This window comes from Streptomyces sp. NPDC014995, assembly GCF_043080745.1.
In the GTDB taxonomy this organism is placed as follows: domain Bacteria; phylum Actinomycetota; class Actinomycetes; order Streptomycetales; family Streptomycetaceae; genus Streptomyces.
Window position 1 is genome coordinate 642007 of sequence record NZ_JBIBVX010000001.1, and the last position, 15448, is coordinate 657454.

Here is a 15448-nt window from a genome sequence, read left to right on the forward strand (position 1 = left end):
CGGGATCAGCGACGTGATCCCCTCGTGCTCAACGCGGGTGGGGGGAACGGCCCGGCCCGGCGTAGGTCGTGATCGACTTCCGGCCGACCGTCCGAACTCGGCTGCCGCGACTGTCGGTTCATCCCGTGGTTATAGGGTCGGCGGCATGGCACTGCGACTCTTCGAGGTGAATGTCAAAGCCCGGGACGACTCGGCGCTGGGCCGGTTCTGGGCGGAGGCGCTCGGCTGGAGTGTTTCCAGCGAGGAACCCGGTGCGACCAGCGTCAAGCCCGTGGGTTCCGCCTGGCCGGACCCCGCCGCCGTCCGCATCGATGTCATCGCCGTCCCGGACCCCGAAACAGTGGAAGGCCGCGCGCACATCGAGCTCGCCACCACTTCTGCGGCCCATCACGCGGAGTTGGTCGCGCGCCTGAAGGAGCTCGGCGCGACGCCCGCCGATGTGGACCAGGGCGACCTCCCGCGGACAGCTCTGGCCGACCCCGAGGGCAACGTGTTCTGCGTCCTGGAGCCTCGGGAGATCTACCGGGACACCGGGCCGATCGCCGCGGTGGTCGTCGACTGCGCGGACCCGCGGGCCATGGCGCGGTTCTGGGGAGAGGCGATGGACTGGACCCCGCACGAGGTGACCGACGATCATGGGCTGCTGCGCTCCGCCGAGGGTGTCGGCCCGTGTCTGGAGTTCCTCCGCACCCCCCACCTGAAGGACGTGCGGCACCGAGCCCATCTCGACCTGGCGCCCCACCCCTTTGACGGTCGACGTCAGGCGGCGGAGGTGGCCCGCCTGGAGGCCCTCGGCGCGACGCCCGCCGACGCGGGCCGGGGCGACTTCCCGTGGAAGGTCCTGACCGACCCGGAAGGCAACGAGTTCTGCGTCCTCGGCCCGGCCTGACGCGGACCCTCCCCGCCTGCTCCGCCACGCCCCACGCCACCGAACTGCCAATGACGGCGTCCCATCGAAGTCGTCCCCCTCCTCGGCCACCCCTCCACCGACACCACACCGGCAAGGGCCTCCGATACAGATCAGAGGCCCTCGCCCAGGCAAAGCGCAGGTGGCGGCAGACGAGTCGGGCTGTACGCCGGGTATTCCTGGAGCACCTTTCTGACCTGCGCTTTTGCGAGCCGTATCGGTTGTGACCTGCTAGGACGGGTTGCAGAGGCGATCGGAGGCAGTCAAGGAAACCGCCCTGATTCGACCCCGGTTCGACCCGAGCTGCTCGGAGCCAGTCAGAGGACATCGCCCTCTGTCTGGCCCCGAATCGGCCGAGGTCGAGGCGGTGTCGAGCGGGTCAGGACTCCTCTGGCGGCACCCCGAGTCGATCTCGGTCGAGCCGCGATGGGGACGTCTGCCTCCAGTGGGAGCCAGGCATACGAAAGCCTCCAGGACGGCCATCCCGGAGGCTTCGCTGGCACCGCCCGCTGGCGGTGGACTTCTTGATCGACTCGGTGATCTGAGCCCCGAGGTTGACCTGCTTGCCGCCGACAGCGGCTCCCTTGTCGGCGTTGACCAGGCCGACGGGCAGCTCCTTCATGCGGCCGGCCGGGTCGATGTTGGCGCCGACGTAGAACACGGCGAACAGCAACGCGAGTACGCCCGTGATGACGCCGTTGGCGATCCACAGCGGCATGGCGCGCAGGACGCGGAACGAGTGAATGCCACTCATGACGTACGCGTCTCTCGGTCGGTGGACGCGGAGCGTTTCGCCGGGGGATGCCAGCCACCGGTGACTTCCTTGACGGGCTTGTGGGGGAAGCGGCGCCGGGCGTACTCCTGCGCGTGCGAGCCCGGCAGGACGTACAGGGTTTCCTTCTTGTCCTGGAGCGGTCGCAGCACGGTGTCCATGAACGTCTTGCGGTCGTCCAGGTACGGGCCCAGGACGTCCTCGCCGGCGGGGCAAACGGCCACGCAGTAGCCGGACTTGTAGCCGGGAGGCGAGGACAGGCTCTGCCACATGGAGGCACTCTCGGAATCGGTGACCCGGGAGCGATAGTCGGCGGCGTCCTCGCTGTCGGCCACGGTCTGCGCCCAGTCGGTGAACCCGCTCATGAACTCTCGGTAGTTGTGCGTGGTGCAGGCCAGCGCGTCGAAGGCGCCATCCTTGGCGATGGCGCCGACCGGGCAGGCGGCGACGCACAACTTGCAGTCGATACAGGGGTTGTAGTCCAGCGCCTGCCCGTACGCGCTCACCTCCGCGTCCACCAGGACGGTGACCAGCAGGACGAAGCTACCGAACTTCGGGTGGATGACGTTGCGGTGCAGGCCCATCACGCCGAGCCCCGCGGCCACCGCGACCGTCTTGTGCGCCACCACCCAGATCCGCTCACTGGGGAAGCGGTCCATCTCCTGCGGGAAGCCGACGGAGGGGTTGAGCGCGCGGTAGCCGGCGTCCTGGAGTGCTCGGGTGACGTTGCGGGCGGCGTGGTTGGCCTGTTCGTCGGTCTGGTGGAACTCCTGGTTGGCCACGCTGCGGGCCGGAGAGCGGCAGTTGTCGCGGTTCATCCGGACCGCCATCGCGATCAGCGTGCGGGTGCCGGGCAGCGCGGCCTGCGCGTGCTCGCGCTCACCGGCCAGGTCGGGGTGGTCCAGGCTGACCGCGGCGGCGTCGTCCGCACCGGCTGCCAGGCAGAGCTCGCGCAGCCATTCCGCGTCGATCACCGGCGGCGGGCTCGCCGCGTCACCGGCCTCGCGCCGGGCGAGTACGGCCTGCACCGACGGGTGGGCGGCCAGCTTCGCCGGAAGCCTCTGTTCCGCCGACTGCCCCTCGGTGTCGTGCGCGGTGGTCGTCATCCGGCGCTCCTCGTGAGTCTCGTCGCGAGACCCGCCCCCACGGCGGGAAACCGATCAGTTTCACCACAGTAAACCGATCGGTTTCTAGGCGCAAGCCCGAGGACGCCCCCTCGCCTCTCGGCAGGGGTCGACCGGCCGAGATTCCGGAGGATCGCGCACCGGCCGGGTGCCGCCGGAGGCCGACGGCGCCTCCGGCCGGCGCATCGGCCGCAGAGAGTGCTCGTACGCGCGATACGTCAGCGCATGCCCGCCGCATCGAGCAGGATGGTCACCGTGGGAACGACAAGCCCCGCCGGCGCGTCGGCCCTGATTCCGGCGCGAGCGCTGGCGCCGTCGAAGACCAGGATCAGCTGCCGGGCCAGCAGGTCCGGGTCGCTCGCCCCACCCTGTTCGGCCTCGGTGCGGAAGAAGGCCGTCAGGTTCTCCTTGACCCGGTGGGCCACCCGGCTCGCGGGGTGACTCTGATCCTTGAGCTCGATCTGCACGGCCAGGTACCGGCAGCCCTGGAAGTCGGGTGCACCGGCCTGCGATTCCGCCTGCTCGAAGACGTGCAGGATCCGCTCGCGGGGTGGACGGCTGTCGTCCGCTGCGGGCAGGAGCGTCCCCACATAGGAGGCGGCCCGCTCCTCCAGGCTCGCCGCCAGCAGCTCGCCTTTGCTCTCGAACAGCTGGTACATGGAGCGCTTCGAGACCCCCGCCGCCTTGCACAGTGCGTCAATGCCGATGTTGACGCCGTCTCGGTAGGTGAGCGTGGCCGCCGCCTCCAGCAGCCGCTCTCGGGAGCTTGACTTCGTCTCGGTGGTCATATTGGGAGGTTAACCCGATTCCGGCTCATTGAAAACCGATCGGTTTACGACACTTGCCGGGGTGATCACCGGCACTGCCCACGGCCGGGCTCGTACCGGCGCGTCACCCCGCAGCCGAAGAGCGCGGCCGCAGTGAGGTCGGCAGCCGTCATCATCCAGCACCGGACCAGGGCCGCGCCGCCTCGGGCGTCGCAGGAGAGGATCGCGCGGATACCGCTGGTGATCTGTCGCAGCGACCCGAACTCCGCGAGGAAGCGGGAGAAGCCGGGCGGCGCCTCGATCGGGGTGCATTTCTCACCACGGTGGATTCGGGCTCAGTGGGCGATCACGAGCTCGCCCTCCGACGGCGCCAGAGCCCGATTCGGAATCAGGAACGCCGCGAGCACGGCACCGACCACGAAGATCCCGGCACCCCACTGCAGGGTGGCCGTGTAGCCCTCGACCCCGGCCTGCGCCGCGGTCAGTGCGCCAGGCTTGTGCGAGGTCAGGTAGTCGGTCGTGGCCGATGAGGCAACGGTGGTCAGCAGCGCCGTGCTGATCGAGCCACCCACCTGCTGGCTGGTGTTGATCAGCGCCGAGGCGACGCCCGCGTCCTCGTGGTGCACGCCTGCGGTCGCACCCTGGAACGCGGTGGTCATCACCCCGCCGATGCCGAGACCCAGCAGGATCATGCCGGGCATGATGTGGGCGACGTAGGTACTGTCCAGCGCGAGCTGGGTCAGCAGGGCCATGCCGGATGCGGCGACCAGGAAGCTGACGCTGACCACGATCTTCGGGCCGACCCTGGGCAGCAGCAGCGAAGGCACCGTGGTGGACGAGGCAACGATGCCACCGACCATCGGCAGGAAGGACAGACCGGCCTCGATCGGCGAGTAGCCGATGCCGGCCTCCAGGTAGTAGGTCAGGAACAGGAAGATCGAAAACATTCCCATGCCCAGGACGAACACCGCCAGGAACGATCCACCTCGGGTCCGGTCCAGCACGACTCGCAGCGGCAGCAGCGGATGCGCGACCCTGAGCTCCAGCCACGCGAAGACCGCGAGCAGCACCACGCCGCTGATCATGGAGCCGAGGGCGACCGGGTCGGTCCAACTGGTGGATTCGACGTGCGCGAATCCGTAGACGATGGCGAACAGCGCGGCGCTCACCACGATTGAGCCAGGAATGTCGATTTTGGGTCGTTCGGTCACCGCAGGCTTGGCCAGCCACAGCAACGCACCGGCCAGCGCGACGGCCGCGAAGATGACGTTCACGTACATCACCCAGCGCCATGACGCCCATTCGGTGAGCATGCCGCCGAGCAGGAGTCCGACCGCGGCGCCCGCACCGGACAACGCACTGAAGATGCCGAAGGCCTTCGCCCTCTCGGCCGGTTCAGTGAAGGTCACGCTGAGCAGTGAGAGTGCCGCGGGAGCGAGCAGTGCAGCGAAGACACCCTGGGCCACACGCGCACCGACGAGGATTTCGAAGCTGCCGGCCGCGCCGCCGACGACGGATGCGGCCGCGAAGCCGATCAGGCCGGTCACGAAGGTCGTACGTCGGCCGAACAGGTCACCGAGGCGGCCCCCGAGCAGCAGCAGGCTGCCGAACGCCAAGGCGTACCCCGTGATGACCCACTGCCGGCTGCCGTCACTGAAACCGAGGTCATGCTGCGCTGCGGGCAGGGCGATGTTCACGACGGTCGCATCGAGCGTGACCATGAGCTGTGCCACGCCCAGCACGACGAGCACCCACCAGCGCACGGCATGTGAGCCGCGGCGGCCCGTGTCTGTTTTCTCGGAGGCGGACGCCCCACGATCGATGGTAGTAGTCATTTTTCCCTTAGTCGCTGGTCATGGGCTTCACGTCGATGGGAAACCGATCTGTTTCCCCTAGGAAAACAGATCGGTTTCCGCGGGGCAAGTGAACGACTCGCTTCCGACGCGCTCAGGTCAGTGCTGCTGCCACTGAAGGCCATCGCGAAGCCGTGGCGACCGGGCCGCAGTCCATCGGCCACCTGGTCGCGACCGCCGTGGTGCAGATGTGCGTGCCGCTCGCGACGATCGGGATGAGCGATGTGCTGACCATCAAGCTCTTCGGCGGCGGCGTGGTGTACGCGGTATTCGCGGACATGCTGGTGCGCATGCGGCTGGGAACGGCCGTCATGAGACTGCTGATCTACCGGGAGCGGTCGCACCAGCACGCGGCCATCGTCTACGGGGCCCGTGGCGTCGAGCGCTCACACAGGGGCGCTTCTGACGAATTGTGAAGCCGCCCTCGGGCTGGAGCGGGTGGGCCTGGCGGGGCGGTCGGCACCTCACGGGGTGCCCAGCGTTTGGCGGACCGGTCGCCCGTCATGAACGTCCCCGGGCAGCACACCAAGGCCCAAGAGCGCCAGGTGCGCCCACGGACATCAACCGCCTCGACACCCCTTCCTCGTGGTGGTGGCCGAGCGCACCCTCTCGCTTGCGGTGTTGGCCGTACTGATCGCAGGCATGAAGTCCTCCGCGGGGTGTGGTGGGGCTGTCCCGGCAACAGTTCCGCAACCGAACCAGTTACTTCAAATGAACTATTGGAGGGAGCGCGAGTGATATAGAGCACTGCCAGGATGTCGGATCGCCGGATTCCTGGCCGTCCCGGAGGCCTGGGAGGTCTCGTCGCGCAGCGGATACCGAGCCAACACCGGCTCGCCTGTCTACAACTTGCCCGTCCTGAAATCCGCGCTGCTCTTGAGGACCGCGGAGTCGGCGGTCCAGTTCTCCGGCTGGACCCTCTCCCAGAGGCTTCCCTTGCCGAGTTCCCTTCCCAGCTGGTCTTCGCGACGGAACCACTCCTCCGCGCTCCTGATCCTGTTGGGGTGGATTTCGTCGAGCAGGGCGTAGTCCCTGGTGATGATTCCGTGTTTCCACACGTTCCAGAAGCCCGTGAAGTTGTCGCGGAAGCTCATAGTGCTCTTGTCGTTGGGGTCAGCATTGTATCCGGCAGGGTGATCAGCGATCCCCCTCAGATCCGGACTGTTCCAATAGGTGTCCAGATCGGTGTCGATGTACTGCGCCGGATGCCCGGTGACCTTCTCGAATGCTGCAGCCATATCGGTGTAGGTCATGTGCTCGATGGCGACTTCGAGGTCCATGCCGTTGGCCCGCTCCGGATTGTCGAAGAGCCAGCGGACATAGAATCCGCAGTCATCGAGAGCGACGTGCGGAACGGCTCCCTCGCCGAGCGGGACTCGCCACGTGACGACACCGTCCTCGATGCTGGGCGTCATGGGCGTCAGCGGCGAGATCACCATCTCGATGTAGGGGCCTGACGTGAAGACCGCAGCTCCCATCCGGTCGCTGTTTTTTTCGTTCTGGAACAGTACCCATTCGGCCATGCGACCCTTGCCGTCGTAGTGGCCGGTGCGGAACCTGGAGTCGTAGCCTGACTTCTTGAGGGCGTAGTCAAGGTTTCCGTAGACGAAGAACTTGATTCCTTCTTCGATCGCTATCTCGTAAGTGCGGATGGCCCAGTAGGTCTCGGTCTTCTCGCCGGTATTGAACCCGTCGATATTGATGAATGCCCCGTCACAGCCGCGAAATCCTTCGCGCAGCACGTCCTCGTCGGCGAATGACCCTTCGAGGATGGAGACGTTGCCGAGCGCGATGAGTTCCTGGGCCCGGGCGGAGGTGGCATCACGGGTGAGGACCCGTACGGAGTACTTCTTGTCGGCGACGAGAGCGCGAACGACGGGGATCCCTTGGGCCCCTGTGCCGCCTATGACGAAGATGGTGGAGGTGGCGTGAGAAGACATGATTCTCGACTCCGAGGTTGTTTGTGCGAGTTCGGAAACCGATCGGTTTCCAGAAAGGTACACCGATCGGTTTCATGGCTGCAAGTGCCCGAGTGCCCGGATCTTGGCAGTGGACCAGTGCGGAGGCATGGTCCCCACCAAGCGGTGTACCTGCGGTATCCGCATAACCCCTGGTCATAGGGCGACTACCGCGCAACTCTCCGAGCAGAAGAGGCTCGGTCAACCGTCGCGTGTGCCGATGGGTTGCGCCGCTCCAGTGGCCCTGTGGCCCGCGCCTCTACGCGGTCTCGGTAGATGACCGGAGCGGCCCCGTTGACCGCGCGACTTTCAGCGCCCTCACGGTCATGCCACCGCGTTCAACAGGTCGGCCACCACCTCCGGCCTCTCCAGTGCGATGAAGTGGTCCGCTCCCGGCACCTGTGTGAAGTCTGCGGCGGGCAGCAACTTCTTGTTGGCTTCCCGGTCCGAGGGTCGGGACCAGTCGTTCTCGCCGTAGACAAGGTGGACGAGGGCCTCGACGTCGGCGTAGCGCGAGCGGGCCGTGATGAGGCTGGGCATGTTCCGGTCAGAGCGCGGGCAACGGCCGGGACGCCTGCCTGACTGGAGGAACTCGTCCAGGTAGTCCTCCCGAAAAGCGGTCTTGTCGCCGACGCCGCGTTGAAGGATTCCGCGCAGGACGCGCTTGGGCTCCTACTCGGCGATCAACTTGCCCACCCCCGGAGCGATGATCCCGCCGATCACCACGCGAGCGAGGAAACTGGACCGGGCGGTAGTCGTACGGGTTTCACCGAGACGACGCGCCGTACCCGCTCCGGCAGATCGGCCGCGGCGGTCAGGGCGAGCACTCCACCCAGGGATTCCCCGACCAACGTCACGTCGTGGAGGTCGAGTTCGGTGAGGAGCCGCTCGACGCCCGCGCGCATGGCCGGCTCGTCGTACGACGCCCCGGGCACGGCAGCGAGGAGACCTCCAAGGGCAACACCGCCGCCATGGCGGTCGACGGCTCCACCACCACCCGCTGGAGCGCGAGCAACGGCACCACCGGCCAGTGGCTGAAGGTGGACCTGGGATCGGCCAAGTCACTCACCGGCACGCGCATCGCCTGGGAGAAGGACGCCACAAACTACCGCTACAAGATCGAGGGCTCCACCGGCAACAGCACGTGGACCACCCTGGCCGACCTCACCGCGACCACTAGCAGCAGCCAGGTGCAGGTCGCCCTGTTCACAGCGCAGGCCCGCTATGTCCGGGTCACGGTCACCGGGCTGCCCTCCGGCGCCTGGGCCTCGATCCGCAACCTGGAGATCTACGACCGGACCCTCACGACGGACCTGGGCACGCTCAAACTGGTCATCCGAAAGAGCAGCAAGGTGCTGGACGTCAACGGCGCATCGACCGCCGACGGCGCCTCCGTCATCCAGTGGCCCGGCCCGGGCGCGGCTCGCTGGAGGACGCGCATCGGTGCTTGGGTTCAGCCAGAGCGGGCCGACAAGAAGACACCTCGTACCTGTACTTCCGAGTGCTTCAGAATCCGAGACGTCTGCTACAGAGCGATCCTGGACCGCATTTGGTACCCGGAATGCCCGGATATGCCGCACGGGCAGCAGACAGAAACGACAATACCCGCAGCCCGGATTCGACCCGGATTCGACCCCGAGGGTTTGTTTAGTCAGTAACCATGGCCACTGACCTGCGAAAACGCAGAGCGGCAGACGAGCCGGGCTGTACGCCGGGTTCTGTTCCGGGGGGTTCTCGCGAACCTCCCGGCGACGGCCATCCATCTAGGGCCGGCGTTGCCGTCGGCCTCGTGCGGTCTACCCGCGGACTCGGGCGGGCAGCCCTCATGCGTCCGCGCAGAAACACCGGGGTGTTTCCTTTTGACCTTGCTCCGGGTGGGGTTTACCTAGCTGCCCAGGTCACCCTGGGCACTGGTGGTCTCTTACACCACCGTTTCACCCTTACCGAGGACCGAGGTCCCCGGCGGTCTGTTTTCTGTGGCACTGTCCCGCGGGTCACCCCGGGTGGCCGTTAGCCACCACCCTGCCCTGTGGAGCCCGGACGTTCCTCGGGAAGCCCCCTAGGGGACTCCACGCGGCCGTCCGCCCGGCTCGTCTGCCGTGTCGACCATGTTACCGGGCGGGCGCCCCCGTTCGGTCCGGCGGCCGGTCCCGCGGTCGTCGCCCGTACCGAGCCCGCCGGGATCGGGAGGGAAGGCGATCACGACGCCGGGGGTGAAGGCCCCGTCCGTCCCACCGTCCCCGCTCGCTTGACCCTGCCGCGACGTCAGCCTTTCTACTGGTCCCATGCGGATCGGAGAACTCGCCGAGGCTGTCGGCGTCACCACGCGGGCCGTCCGGCACTACCACCACCTGGGGCTGCTGCCCGAGCCGGAGCGGCGGGCCAACGGCTACCGGGACTACACGCTGCGGCACGCGGTCGTACTGGCGCGGATCCGGCGGCTGACCGAGCTGGGGCTGGGACTGGCCGAGGTGCGGGACGTGCTCGCGGACGACGTGGGCAGGGATCTCGCCGAGGTGCTGACCGAGCTGGACGAGGACCTGGCCCGGCAGGAGGCGGCGGTCCGGGAGCGCCGGGGCCGGCTGCGGGCGCTGCTGGACGCGGACGGGCTGCCCGCCGAGGGGCCGGTCTCGCCCGAGCTGGCCGCCCTGCTCGCGGAGATCCCCGCCTCCGACTCCCCCATGGCGGCCAAGGACCGCGAGGTGCTCGCGCTGCTCGACACCGCCGCGCCCGCGGAGGAGCGCGAGCGGCTGCTGGCCGCGCTGAGCGGCACCCTCGGCTCGCCGGACAGCGTGGCGCGGGCCCGGGAGGCGTACGCGCTGCTGGACCTGCTCGCCGACGAAGACCCGGACGATCCGCGGGTGGAGGAGGCGGCCCGCTCGCTGGTCGCCTGCGTCCCGCGGGAGCTGCTCCCGGAGACGGCCATCGATCACGACAGCAGCTTCCTGCGCGCCTTGTACGCCGACTTCGCCCCGGCCCAGGCGGAGGCCATCCGCCGGGTGCTGCACATGCTGGCCGGCGACGAGGAGGCACGGTGAGAGTCGTCCACGCCCTCGTCCGGCACGAGGGACGGCTGCTGGTGAGCCTGTTGCTGTGGGCGCTGCGGCGGCGGCACGGGGTGGGCGACGGGCGGGCGTTCGGGTACGCGCGGGGGCAGGGGGCGGTGATGGCGGGGTTGGTGTTCGTGTGCCTGGTCGAGACGTTCACCATGTCCGTGCTGCTGCGCGACTGGCCGGCCGCGCACGCGGTGGTGCTGGTCCTGGACGTCTGGACGGTGGTCGTCGTGGCCGGCCTGTACGCGGCCTGGACGGTCCGCCCGCACGTCCTGGACGGCGACGCGCTGCGCGTGCGCCATGCCGCCCACGTCGACCTGCGCGTCCCGCTGGACCGGATCGCGGCCGTACGGCACGAGGTGCGCGCCACCCACGAGCGGGCGGAGGGCGAGCTGGACGTCCCGGTCGGCTCGCAGACGTCCGTCACGCTGGAGCTGACGGAGCCGGTCACGCACGTGACGTTCCTCGGCCGCCGCCGGAAGGTTTCGGTGGTGCGCCTGCACGCCGACGACGCGCGGGCCCTCGTCCACGCCGTCACGCGGGCGCGAAGCGCACCGTCGCCGCTGCCGGATCGGCCTGGGTGAGGCGGACGCGGAGGCGTTCGCCGAGGGGGAGGTGGTCGCCGTCGACGCGGCCGATGACCGCCGGGGACTCCAGCTGGACGGTACCGACGCCCGGGCGGCGCTCGTCCAGGTCGACCACGCAGCCGTCGAAGACCTCGCCCACCCGGTCCTGTAGCAGCGCGGCCTCGACGGTGTCGACGCAGGCGCGTTCGACGGCGTTCGCGCGCCGGCCGCCCTCGGCCATCTCCCGGGGCAGGGCGTCGAGCGCGGCGAGCACCCAGTCGGGCGGGGCCTGGCCCGCCATGGCGGCGAGGCAGAGTTCGGTGGTGTACCGGTCGACGAGGCGGCGCAGGGGGGCCGTGCAGTGGGTGTAGGGGGCGGCGACGGCGGCGTGGGTGGTGAGGGCGGGCAGCTCGCCGTCGCGGAAGACGGTGTGGCCGGCGCCGCGCAGCAGGGTGGTGCACTCCTGGAGGAAGGCCGCGTGGTGCGGGCGGTGCGGGTCGAGGGAGCGGACGAGCTGGGCGTACGACACGTGGTGCGGCCAGTCGATGCGCAGGGCGTGCGCGGTGCGGCGCAGCCGACCCACGGCTCCGCCGGGGGCGGCGGGGAGGGTGCGCAGCACGCCGGTGCCGTAGGAGAGCATCAGGTCGGCGGCGGCCATGCCGGTGAGCAGGGAGATCTGGGCGTTCCAGCCGTCGACGGGGAGCGGGGCGCGGTAGCTCGGCTCGTAGGTGTGGTCGCGCTCGACGATCTCCTGCTCGGGCACGCGGAGGGAGATCCCGCCCCGGTCGGCCTCCAGGCCTTCGCGCAGTTGCCCGACGGTTCTCAGGAGCGCGAGCGGTTCCTCCGCGGTGCGGTCGTCGATCCTCCGCTGCACGCCGGCGTAGTCGAGCTTGGCGCGGCTGCGGACGAGGGCGCGGCGGACGTCGACGGCGAGCGTCCGGCCGTCGTCGTCGAGGTCGACCGTCCACAGCGCGGCCGGGCGGGGCCCGTCGGGCAGCAGGCTCGCGGCGCCCTCGCCGAGCACGGCCGGGTGCAGCGGGACCTTCCCGTCGGGGAAGTACAGGGTGGTCACCCTGCGGTGTGCCTCGGCGTCCACCCTCCCGCCGGGTACGACGAAGGCGGCGACGTCGGCGATGGCGTACCGGACGCGGTAGCCGGTGCCCTGCCGGGACAGGTGCAGCGCCTGGTCGAGGTCGGTGGCGGTGGGCGGGTCGATGGTGAAGAAGGGGATGTCGGTGGCGTCGTACGCCGGGAGCGCGGGTGTCCGCGCGGACAGTTCCGCCTCGGCGAGGACGTCGGGCGGGAAGCTCCCGGGCACGGCGAGTTCGGCGCGCAGTGCGGTGAGGGCGGCCCGGAGGGGGGTTTCGGGGGCGCCGGTCACGCGGATGTGGCGGCGGGGCATACGGCGAGCGTAGGGCCGGGACGGGTCCGGGGCACCCCGTACGCTGGCGCGGAGCCCTACCGAAGGAGAAACACCCGTGCTCGTCCTGTTGCCCCCGTCCGAAGGAAAGGCCGCTTCCGGCCGTGGCGCCCCGCTGAGGCCGGAGTCGCTGTCCCTGCCGGGGCTCGCCGCCGCCCGTGAGGCCGTCCTCGCCGAGTTGGTCGAGCTGTGCGCGGGCGACGAGGAGAAGGCGCGCGAGGTGCTGGGGCTGAGTGAGGGCCTGCGCGGCGAGGTCGCCAAGAACGCGGGACTGCGCACGGCGGGCGCGCGCCCGGCCGGTGAGATCTACACGGGCGTGCTGTACGACGCCCTGGGCCTGGCCTCGCTGGACGCGGCCGCGAAGAAGCGCGCCGCCCGTTCGCTGCTGGTCTTCTCCGGTCTGTGGGGTGCCGTCCGGGTGACGGACCGCATCCCGTCGTACCGCTGCTCGATGGGGGTGAGGCTGCCGGGGCTCGGGGCGCTGGGCGCGTACTGGCGGGCGCCGATGGCGCAGGTGCTGCCGGAGGCGGCCGGGGACGGGCTCGTGCTGGATCTGCGGTCGGCGGCGTACGCGGCCGCGTGGAAGCCGAAGGGGGAGGTCGCCGGGCGGACGGCGAGCGTGCGGGTGCTGCACGCGCCGACCCGGAAGGTGGTCAGCCACTTCAACAAGGCGACGAAGGGGCGGATCGTGCGCGGCCTGCTGGCGGCGGGGATCGCGCCGAAGGACCCGGCCGAGCTGGTGGTGGCGCTGCGGGACCTCGGTTACCTGGTGGAGGAGAAGGCTCCGGCGCGGGCGGGGGCGGCGTGGACGCTGGACGTGCTGGTGGAGGAGATCCACTGACCGGGGCCGGATGACCGCCTCGACCGCCCTCACCCTCTCCGTTGCGTCGTGCGCAACGACCTTTGCGTGGGGTGCGCCCCGAGGGCAGGATGAGGCCCATGACCGCCCCCCTGCCCTCCCCTTCGGCTGCCTCGGTGCTGGATCTCGCCCCGGTCGTGGCCGTCGTGGCCGTGGCGGACGCCGACGATGCCGTACCGCTGGCGCGGGCGCTGGTCGCGGGCGGGCTGCCGGCGATCGAGGTGACGCTGCGCACGCCCGCCGCGCTCGACGCGATCCGGGCGATCGCGGGCGCGGTGCCGGAGGCGGTGGTCGGGGCCGGGACGGTGATCACGCCGGAGCAGGTGACGGAGTGCGGGGCGGCCGGGGCGCGTTTCCTGGTCGGCCCCGGCTGGACGGAGGCCCTGCTGGCGTCGATGCGGGCGTCCGGGGTGCCCTTCCTGCCCGGGGTGTCGACCGCCTCGGAGGTGGTGGCGCTGCTGGAGCGCGGGGTGCGGGAGATGAAGTTCTTCCCGGCGCAGGCGGCGGGCGGTACGGCGTATCTGCGGTCGCTGGCCGGGCCGCTGCCGCAGGCCCGGTTCTGCCCGACGGGCGGGATCGGCCCGGACAACGCGGCGGAGTACCTGGCCCTGCCCAACGTCGGCTGTGTGGGCGGGAGTTGGATGGTCCCCGCGGACGCGCTGGCGGCCCGGGACTGGGGGCGGGTCGAGCGGCTGGCGCGGGCCGCCGCGCGCCTCAGGGACGCAGGTGGGACGTGTCGTTGAGGAGGCGGACGCTGGCGTTGCCGTCCGCGTAGTACGCCACGACCGACAGCGAGGCCGCCGACAGTTCCATCCGGAACAGGGACTCCGGCGGGGCGCCCAGGGCGAGCCGTACCAGGGTCTTGATCGGGGTGACGTGGGTGACCAGCAGCACCGTACGGCCCGCGTAGGCCGCGACCAGCTTGTCGCGGGTGGCGGCGATACGGGTGGCGGTCGCCGCGAAGCTCTCGCCGCCGCCGGTCGGTTCGGCCTCCGGGTCGGCCAGCCAGGCGTTCAGGTCGTCGGGGTGGCGCTCGCGGACCTCGCCGAAGGTCAGCCCCTCCCACGCGCCGAAGTCGGTCTCGCGCAGTCCGTCGTCGATGTCGACCTCGAGCCCCAGGCGGGCGGCGACGGCGCCCGCGGTCTGCCGGGTCCGGGCCAGCGGGGAGGCGACGATGTGCTGGATGGTCCCGCGCCGGGCGAGGGCCGCGGCGACCCGCTCGGCCTGCTCCCGCCCGACGGCGGAGAGGGAGGGGTCGCTGCCGCCGCTGCCGGAGAAACGCTTCTCGGGGGTGAGGAGGGTCTCGCCGTGGCGGAGCAGGACGAAGGTGGCGGGGGCACCGAGGTCCGGGGCGGAACCCCAGCCGACGGAGGACGGCGCGGCCGACGGGGTGGCGACGGTACGGGCGGCGCGCAGGTCGGCGTCGGTCTTGATGCCGGGAGCTGTGGCGGTGCTGCCGGGGCCAGGGGTGGCGGTGCTGCCGGGGCCAGGGGTGGCGGTGGTGTCCGCCGAGGTGCCGGCCGGGGTGGTGTCCGCCGACGTGCCGGACGGGGTGGCGTCCGCCGAGGTGGCCGTGGCTGCCGACGAGCGTCCCCGGGCGAGCGCCTCGCGCGCCCTCGCCGCACCCGCGGCCGCGTCCCCGGGCGGACCGGACGGCTCGGGAACCACCGGGGCCGCAGGGGCCACCGGACCTGCGGGGGTCGCGGCCGAGGAAGCGTCCAGGGCGGCCCGGGAGGCCCCGGCGTCCCACTGCTCGCCCCGCTTGCCCGCGTCCATCGCCTCGTTGGCCAGCCGGTCGGCGTGCTTGTTGCGCTCGCGCGGGATCCACTCGTAGGTGACCTGGCCGGGCGGGAGGACCTGGGCCGCTTCCATGGCCAAGGGCTTCATGTCGGGGTGCTTGATCTTCCAGCGCCCCGACATCTGCTCGACGACGAGCTTGGAGTCCATGCGGACGCGCACGGGGGCCGACGGGTCGAGCTCACGGGCGGCGCGCAGGCCGGCCAGCAGCCCCCGGTACTCGGCCACGTTGTTGGTGGCGATGCCGATGTACTCGGCGCGTTCGGCGAGGGTCTCCCCCGTCGCCGCGTCGATCACCACGCTGCCGTAGCCCGCGGGCCCCGGGTTGCCCCGCGACCCGCCGTCGGCCTCGACGATGAACTCCCGCACGGC

Annotated in this window: 16 protein-coding genes and 1 other RNA gene; 7 read left to right on the forward strand and 10 right to left on the reverse strand. The window is 70.5% G+C overall.

Annotated features, from left to right (window positions below):
* Positions 1 to 145: 145 nt before the first annotated feature.
* Positions 146 to 889 (forward strand): VOC family protein, encoded by a 744-nt coding sequence (locus tag ACF1A1_RS02900; RefSeq protein ID WP_391644762.1) that lies wholly within the window; start codon positions 146 to 148, stop codon positions 887 to 889.
* A 397-nt stretch (positions 890 to 1286) separates the two neighbouring features.
* Here ACF1A1_RS02900 and ACF1A1_RS02905 read toward each other — a convergent pair whose 3' ends face one another.
* From ACF1A1_RS02905 to ACF1A1_RS02920, 4 genes are all read right to left on the reverse strand, one after another.
* Positions 1287 to 1661 (reverse strand): YhgE/Pip domain-containing protein, encoded by a 375-nt coding sequence (locus ACF1A1_RS02905; RefSeq protein ID WP_391644764.1) that lies wholly within the window; start codon positions 1659 to 1661, stop codon positions 1287 to 1289.
* Positions 1658 to 2785: a 4Fe-4S binding protein gene (locus tag ACF1A1_RS02910; protein WP_391644766.1), complete on the reverse strand. Its 1128-nt coding sequence runs from the start codon at positions 2783 to 2785 to the stop codon at positions 1658 to 1660. The genes ACF1A1_RS02905 and ACF1A1_RS02910 overlap by 4 nt, the downstream gene beginning before the upstream one ends.
* 236 nt (positions 2786 to 3021) lie before the next feature.
* Positions 3022 to 3591, reverse strand: a complete 570-nt coding sequence (locus ACF1A1_RS02915; RefSeq protein WP_391644768.1) for a TetR/AcrR family transcriptional regulator — start codon at positions 3589 to 3591, stop codon at positions 3022 to 3024.
* A gap of 314 nt (positions 3592 to 3905) precedes the next feature.
* Entirely contained in the window at positions 3906 to 5405 is a 1500-nt protein-coding gene (locus ACF1A1_RS02920; RefSeq protein ID WP_391644770.1) for an MFS transporter, read from the reverse strand.
* Positions 5406 to 5557: 152 nt separating this feature from the next.
* Here ACF1A1_RS02920 and ACF1A1_RS02925 point away from each other — a divergent pair, with 152 nt between their 5' ends.
* A complete protein-coding gene (locus ACF1A1_RS02925; protein ID WP_391644772.1) occupies positions 5558 to 5839 on the forward strand; it encodes a hypothetical protein in 282 nt (93 codons plus the stop codon).
* A gap of 426 nt (positions 5840 to 6265) precedes the next feature.
* Here ACF1A1_RS02925 and ACF1A1_RS02930 read toward each other — a convergent pair whose 3' ends face one another.
* The 3 genes from ACF1A1_RS02930 to ACF1A1_RS02940 all read right to left on the reverse strand — a co-directional run bounded on the left by ACF1A1_RS02930 (position 6266) and on the right by ACF1A1_RS02940 (position 8286).
* Entirely contained in the window at positions 6266 to 7363 is a 1098-nt protein-coding gene (locus ACF1A1_RS02930; protein ID WP_391644774.1) for an NmrA family NAD(P)-binding protein, read from the reverse strand.
* 342 nt (positions 7364 to 7705) lie between these two features.
* Positions 7706 to 7921, reverse strand: coding sequence for an alpha/beta fold hydrolase (locus ACF1A1_RS02935; RefSeq protein ID WP_391644776.1), 216 nt, complete (start codon positions 7919 to 7921; stop codon positions 7706 to 7708).
* A 179-nt stretch (positions 7922 to 8100) separates the two neighbouring features.
* Entirely contained in the window at positions 8101 to 8286 is a 186-nt protein-coding gene (locus ACF1A1_RS02940; protein WP_391644778.1) for an alpha/beta fold hydrolase, read from the reverse strand.
* Between ACF1A1_RS02940 and ACF1A1_RS02945 the strand changes: the two genes are divergently transcribed.
* On the forward strand, positions 8242 to 9039 hold the full coding sequence (locus tag ACF1A1_RS02945; RefSeq protein WP_391644780.1) for a discoidin domain-containing protein: 798 nt from the start codon (positions 8242 to 8244) through the stop codon (positions 9037 to 9039). The genes ACF1A1_RS02940 and ACF1A1_RS02945 overlap by 45 nt on opposite strands.
* 33 nt (positions 9040 to 9072) lie before the next feature.
* Here the strand turns inward: ACF1A1_RS02945 and rnpB are convergent.
* An RNA gene (rnpB, locus tag ACF1A1_RS02950) (RNase P RNA component class A) lies at positions 9073 to 9474 on the reverse strand.
* Between the two features lie 192 nt (positions 9475 to 9666).
* Here rnpB and ACF1A1_RS02955 point away from each other — a divergent pair.
* Both ACF1A1_RS02955 and ACF1A1_RS02960 read left to right on the forward strand, forming a co-directional pair.
* Positions 9667 to 10419, forward strand: a complete 753-nt coding sequence (locus ACF1A1_RS02955) for a MerR family transcriptional regulator (protein WP_391644782.1) — start codon at positions 9667 to 9669, stop codon at positions 10417 to 10419.
* Entirely contained in the window at positions 10416 to 11018 is a 603-nt protein-coding gene (locus ACF1A1_RS02960) for a hypothetical protein (protein ID WP_391644784.1), read from the forward strand. The genes ACF1A1_RS02955 and ACF1A1_RS02960 overlap by 4 nt, the downstream gene beginning before the upstream one ends.
* Here ACF1A1_RS02960 and ACF1A1_RS02965 read toward each other — a convergent pair.
* Positions 10969 to 12402, reverse strand: coding sequence for an RNB domain-containing ribonuclease (locus ACF1A1_RS02965; RefSeq protein WP_391644786.1), 1434 nt, complete (start codon positions 12400 to 12402; stop codon positions 10969 to 10971). The genes ACF1A1_RS02960 and ACF1A1_RS02965 overlap by 50 nt on opposite strands.
* A 76-nt stretch (positions 12403 to 12478) precedes the next feature.
* Here ACF1A1_RS02965 and yaaA point away from each other — a divergent pair, with 76 nt between their 5' ends.
* Both yaaA and eda read left to right on the forward strand, forming a co-directional pair.
* A complete protein-coding gene (gene yaaA / locus ACF1A1_RS02970; protein WP_391644788.1) occupies positions 12479 to 13261 on the forward strand; it encodes a peroxide stress protein YaaA in 783 nt (260 codons plus the stop codon).
* A gap of 98 nt (positions 13262 to 13359) precedes the next feature.
* A complete protein-coding gene (gene eda, locus ACF1A1_RS02975; RefSeq protein ID WP_391644790.1) occupies positions 13360 to 14022 on the forward strand; it encodes a bifunctional 4-hydroxy-2-oxoglutarate aldolase/2-dehydro-3-deoxy-phosphogluconate aldolase in 663 nt (220 codons plus the stop codon).
* Here eda and ACF1A1_RS02980 read toward each other — a convergent pair.
* Positions 13994 to 15445 carry a bifunctional RNase H/acid phosphatase gene (locus tag ACF1A1_RS02980; RefSeq protein WP_391644792.1) on the reverse strand — a complete coding sequence of 484 codons (1452 nt, stop codon included), beginning with the start codon at positions 15443 to 15445 and terminating at the stop codon, positions 13994 to 13996. The genes eda and ACF1A1_RS02980 overlap by 29 nt on opposite strands.
* Positions 15446 to 15448: the final 3 nt, after the last annotated feature.